Origin of the sequence: Vibrio makurazakiensis, from assembly GCF_050337375.1 — a bacterium.
In the GTDB taxonomy this organism is placed as follows: Bacteria; Pseudomonadota; Gammaproteobacteria; order Enterobacterales; family Vibrionaceae; genus Vibrio; species Vibrio makurazakiensis.
Genome location: NZ_JAKJSW010000241.1, coordinates 1 through 5,906, shown reverse-complemented (window position 1 = coordinate 5,906; position 5,906 = coordinate 1). Strand labels below are relative to the sequence as shown.

Genomic DNA, 5,906 nt, shown 5'->3' with positions numbered 1-5,906 from the left:
CAGCAAATCGCCAGGTACGCAGAAGCGTTTATTGTCTTCATCGTGAAGAGGGTTGAAGTCGCCAGCAACTTTCTTAGCGAAGTGACTTGCTTGTTCACGAGTGAATTGAAATTGGTCTTGCTGAGTAGAAAAATACGGTGTCAGAAACATAATACGCTTTTAGTAATCAAATCTGGGGTGGAGTATATCCAACTATTCTCATTTCAATGGTCTATCCAGTTACTACTGGTTCGAAATAAGTGAATGGTTGAAAGTATAACTGGCGTGTTGAACTTTCAGGTTGCCTTAAAGTTCATCAAAAAAGACACGAAAGGGCTATCGCTAGCCCTTTATATTTATTCTGAATCTACACAATAAATTAAAAACTACACAATAAACCTTCAGGCATTAGATGATTATGCACAGAGAGCTTAAGCAGTAAGTTAGCTTGTTCAATATCTGGAGCGAAGTAGCGGTCTTTATYGTAGAACGATACTTTCTCACGCAAGATGTGKTTTGCTTCTTCGACACGGGTTGAAGATTTATGTGGTGCTCGGAAATCAATTCCTTGTGCCGCAGATAAGTATTCAACCGCTAAAATACCACGTGTGTTCTCACCCATTTCGCGAAGGCGACGCCCTGCGAACGTTGCCATAGAAACGTGGTCTTCTTGGTTAGCCGATGTCGGTAAGCTGTCGACGGAAGCCGGATGAGCTAAAGTCTTGTTTTCACTTGCAAGTGCAGCTGCAGTTACCTGAGCAATCATAAAGCCAGAGTTAACGCCTCCGTTGTCGACAAGGAAAGGAGGTAACTTGCTCAATGCACTATCAATAAGTAGCGCCATACGTCTTTCAGATAAACTACCTATTTCTGCGATGGCTAAGGCCAAGTTGTCAGCAGCCATTGCTACCGGCTCAGCGTGGAAGTTGCCCCCAGATATGATGTCGCCATCGTCTGCAAAAACGAGTGGGTTGTCAGAAACTGAGTTCGCTTCAACTTGAAGTGTCTCGGCAGAGTTACGGATCTGCTGCAAGCAAGCCCCCATAACTTGAGGCTGACAGCGAAGCGAATATGGATCCTGTACCTTTTCGCAAGCCGTGTGGGAATTACCGATCTCACTCGATTGATCTAACATATGTCGGTATGCCGTTGCTGCGTCCATTTGAGCGCGATGACCTCGTACTCGATGAATTCTTGGATCAAATGGACGACGGCTACCTAATGCAGCTTCAACCGACATAGCGCCACATACTGTAGCTGACGCAAACAGGTCTTCAGCGACGAACAGGCCCTCTAGAGCAAATGCAGTGGATGCTTGTGTTCCGTTTAGTAGTGCAAGCCCTTCTTTTGGTGCAAGCGTTATTGGATCTAAGCCAGCAATTTGCATGGCTTCCAAGCCGGTGATGATCTTGCCATTATGTCGGGCCTGACCTTCTCCTAGGAGTACTGTACTCATGTGAGCAAGGGGAGCTAAATCACCCGATGCACCTACTGAACCTTTCTGAGGAACACATGGGTAAACTTGCGCATTAACAAGGTCGATCAAGGCATTAATCACTTTTAAACGAATACCTGAATATCCGCGAGCTAGGCTGTTGATTTTTAGAACCATCATTAATCTGACGGTTTCATCAGACATGAATTTACCAATGCCAGCTGCGTGAGAAAGCACGATACTTTTCTGCAGTACTTCTAAATCTTCAGGTGCAATCTTGGTATTTGCTAATAAGCCAAAACCAGTATTGATGCCATATACAGTGCGATCTTCAGCGATCACTTGTTCTACAACCTGCATGCTCGCTTCAATGTCCGGTATTGCAGCTGGATCGAGTGAAAGGTTTACAGGGCTACGGCTAATCTTACGAAGTTCAGCTAGGCCAAGTTGCCCGGGTTTAAGTAATAAATTCAACATGGTATCTCCAGACATTAAAGGTTTTTCAGCTCTTCGTTAAGCATAGGTAAATCAAGTTTTTGTTCTTWGGCACACTGTTTCGCAATGTCATAACCAGCATCTGCATGGCGCATAACACCAGTCGCAGGGTCATTGTGTAGAACACGAGCAATACGTTGCGATGCATCTTCGCTACCGTCACAGCAAATCACCATACCTGAATGCTGCGAGAAGCCCATGCCGACACCGCCACCATGGTGTAGTGATACCCATGTTGCTCCGCCCGCGGTATTGAGTAGTGCGTTAAGTAGAGGCCAATCAGAAACAGCATCAGAACCATCCATCATGCCTTCTGTTTCACGGTTCGGGCTTGCTACTGAGCCTGAGTCTAAGTGGTCACGACCAATCACGACTGGTGCTTTTAGTTCACCATTTTTCACCATTTCATTGAATGCTTGCCCTAAACGTTCACGATCTTTCAGACCAACCCAACAGATACGCGCTGGAAGGCCTTGGAACTGTATACGTTCACGAGCCATATCTAACCAGTTATGCAAATGTGGATTATCTGGAATCAGTTCTTTTACTTTTTGGTCTGTTTTATAGATGTCTTCTGGGTCGCCAGACAGTGCTGCCCAACGGAAAGGCCCAATGCCTTCACAGAATAAAGGTCGGATGTAAGCGGGAACAAAACCAGGGAAATCGAATGCGTTCTCTACGCCTTCTTCCAGTGCCATTTGGCGGATGTTGTTACCGTAATCTACTGTTGCTGCACCACGGTATTGCAGATCTAGCATGGCTTGAACTTGAATAGCCATTGATTGCTTCGCGGCTTTCACAACTTTAGCTTCATCAATTAACCGTTCTTGCGCTGCTTTATCCATCGACCAACCTTGAGGGAGGTAGCCATTTAAAGGGTCATGCGCAGAAGTTTGGTCAGTAACGACATCTGGTGTGATGTTTCTTTCGACAAGCTCTGGGAATACATCGGCAGCATTACCTAATAAGCCCACAGAAATTGGCTCATTAGATTCTTTAATCATCGCCATTGCTTCATCTAGGCTGGTGGCTTTTTTGTCTACATAGCCTGTGCGTAATCGATAGTCGATACGTGATTCGTCACATTCGACGGCAATCATTGAAAACCCTGCCATAGTTGCAGCAAGAGGTTGAGCACCACCCATACCACCAAGACCGCCAGTCAGTACCCATTTACCTTTTGGGTCGCCTTGAAAGTGTTTTTTAGCAATGGCGACAAAGGTTTCATAAGTTCCTTGAACGATGCCTTGTGAACCTATGTAGATCCAGCTGCCTGCCGTCATTTGCCCATACATCATTAAGCCTTCTTTATCGAGCTCGTTGAAGTGCTCCCAATTAGCCCAATGTGGAACTAAGTTTGAATTCGCAATCAATACGCGCGGTGCGTTTTTATGTGTAGGGTATACGCCAACAGGTTTTCCTGATTGAACTAGCAGAGTTTGGTCATCTTCTAAGCGCTCAAGTACTTCTACAATTTTGTCATAACACTTCCAATCACGTGCTGCTCGGCCAATACCACCGTACACCACTAACGAGTGAGGGTGCTCGGCTACATCTGGGTCCAAATTATTCATTAGCATGCGCAGTGGCGCTTCTGTTAGCCAAGATTTTGCACGCAAAGTTGTACCATGTGGCGCACGAATTTCACGAGTTGTGTCGAGACGAGGGTCACTTGAGTGATGATCCGTCATTTGAGACTCCTTTAGTTCACGTAGGTTTACAGGTTTATAGTTTTGTAGGTTTTGGTCTTTCTTATTATTTGTTGTCTATTTGATTAGACATTTACTCTTTAACCATCGCATTCGCGATGTCCCAACAGAGACGAGCGGCCAAACGAGCTGTTTGACTGTCTACATCATAAGTTGGGTTGTACTCGGCAATATCCGCGATCAATAATTTGCGGTTGTAGTGCAAAACCCTGTCTAGGAATAAGGCCAGTAAGTCATAACTGACACCACGGGCGGCAGGGGCACTTACCCCAGGAGCAGTAGCGGCAGGAAATACATCAAGATCAATCGTGAGGTAGATGTAATCACAATTATCAATAAAGTGTTGAAGCTGAGTTAGGTGGTAAATGTGGTTTATGTGTGACAATTCGTTGTCTTCGACATACCAAACGCCTAGCTCGTCTGCTTTATTAAACAAAGCGGCGGTGTTGCTTGCGCGGCTTACCCCAAGACAGGCGTAATGGAAAACCCAGTCGTTTTCGACACAAAAATTATGGATCTGATTAAAAGGGGTTCCTGAACTCGGCTTAACCTCAGCTAAATGGCTATCGAATGCACGCAGATCAAAGTGAGCGTCAAAGTTAATGATGCCTATTTTAGGTGTGTATTCTGGCGAGTGTTGCTTGAAGTATTTTGCTAGTCCTTGAAACGATGCCCAAGCGACTTCATGACCACCACCCAGTGTGATCACTTTGGTTTTACTTAATGCTTGGGCTATGACATCTGAGCATTGAGACTGACTCAGTTCTAGCAAGTCGTCTTCACAAGTTACGTTCCCTAAATCAAAGATAGGCGTCGTTTGATGCCAAGCCATGTTTGCTAATGCTCGACGAATCAAGTCGGGTGCACGTTTTGCTCCGATACGTCCTTTATTTCTAGCGACGCCTGCGTCTGATGCGTAACCAAGAATAGATACGCCTTTTTCTGTGTCCTTTAAGTCACATGCTTGTTTAGCTTTAATAGCATGATGAACACGCTTTCCTAACTCACCATCTTCAGCGTCATGCCGACCTTGCCAATGGAAGTCATGGGAAGTTATTGGAAACTCAACATTCGATTGAGTTGAAGTCGATGATTGTGCGGAATCAGTCATGGCAGATCTCTCCATTTACGATGCGATGAGACAAACGTGGAACACCTACTTGATAGCTTAGGTCAGCTGGGTGCTGTATGTGCCAAACCGCAAGGTCCGCTTCCATTCCAATAGCAATTTTTCCTCGCTTATTTTGCTGTCCGATAGCTTGTGCAGCATGGACTGTCACACCTCTTAATGCTTCTTCTGGGGTTAACCCGAATAAAGTGCAGCTCATATTCATCATGAGTGTAAGGTCAGCGAATGGAGAAGTACCGGGATTTAAGTCAGTGGCTATCGCGAATGGAACATTGTGTTCACGCAGTAGCTTAATCGGAGGTTGTTGAGTCTCTCTTAAGAAGTAAAATGCGCCCGGTAGGAGTGTTGCGACTGTATTTGATTTAGCCAGTTGTTCAACACCGTGCTGATCTAGGTACTCAATGTGATCAACTGAAAGCGCACCGTATTTTGCAGCAAGAGCGCTACCACCCATGTTAGACAGTTGCTCTGTATGACCTTTTATGGATAGCCCATTGTGTTGTGCAGCCTGAAAGACTTTCTCTGTTTGTTGTAAGTTGAAGCCGATGCTTTCACAAAATACATCAACTGCGTCAGCAAGCTTCTCTTCGGCAACTTTTGGGATGATCTCTTGGCAAACATAGTCAATGTAGCTGTCTGCTTTTCCTGCATACTCAGGTGGAAGAGCATGAGCTGCTAGTAGCGTCGTGGAGACTTTAATTCGTCTGTGACTTTCTAGGGCTTTAGCTGCACGGAGCATTTTTAGTTCGTCGTCTAATGTAAGCCCGTATCCTGATTTAACTTCAACACTCGTTACACCGCTTCGAATTAAGCCTTCTAAACGGGGTAGGGCAAGGTCTACTAATTCTTGTTGCGAAGTTTCGCGAGTGGAGCGAACTGTAGAAATGATCCCGCCGCCTTGTTTGGCAATCTCTTGATAAGGTATACCTTGTAAACGCATTTCAAATTCATTAGCGCGATTACCGGCGTAGATCAGGTGAGTGTGACTATCAATAAGCCCAGGAGTAACAAGTTTCCCTTTGCAGTCGAGAACTTCAACTTGTTGTGATGAGTTAAGCGCTTGCGAAGTCGTAGCAGCATCAGAGATAGATACAATTTTCCCTGATTCAATCGTGATGGTCTTACAAGTACTTGGCTGATAACCAAGGTTTCCTTGTTC

Annotated in this window: 5 protein-coding genes; all 5 read right to left on the bottom strand. The window is 45.2% G+C overall.

The annotated features are described in order from the left end of the window. Positions 1–150, bottom strand: a 150-nt coding sequence (locus L4C33_RS18930) for a DUF3581 family protein (RefSeq protein WP_428813965.1), incomplete at its 3' end; no start/stop codon positions are given. A 208-nt stretch (positions 151–358) separates the two neighbouring features. After that, entirely contained in the window at positions 359–1,891 is a 1,533-nt protein-coding gene (gene hutH, locus L4C33_RS18925; RefSeq protein WP_428813964.1) for a histidine ammonia-lyase, read from the bottom strand. A gap of 14 nt (positions 1,892–1,905) precedes the next feature. Further along, positions 1,906–3,600 (bottom strand): urocanate hydratase, encoded by a 1,695-nt coding sequence (gene hutU / locus L4C33_RS18920; RefSeq protein ID WP_428813963.1) that lies wholly within the window; start codon positions 3,598–3,600, stop codon positions 1,906–1,908. Between the two features lie 91 nt (positions 3,601–3,691). After that, a complete protein-coding gene (hutG, locus tag L4C33_RS18915; RefSeq protein WP_428813962.1) occupies positions 3,692–4,729 on the bottom strand; it encodes a formimidoylglutamase in 1,038 nt (345 codons plus the stop codon). Further along, positions 4,722–5,906: imidazolonepropionase (hutI, locus tag L4C33_RS18910; protein WP_428813961.1), on the bottom strand; the 1,185-nt coding region annotated here is incomplete at its 5' end. The genes hutG and hutI, both read right to left, overlap by 8 nt.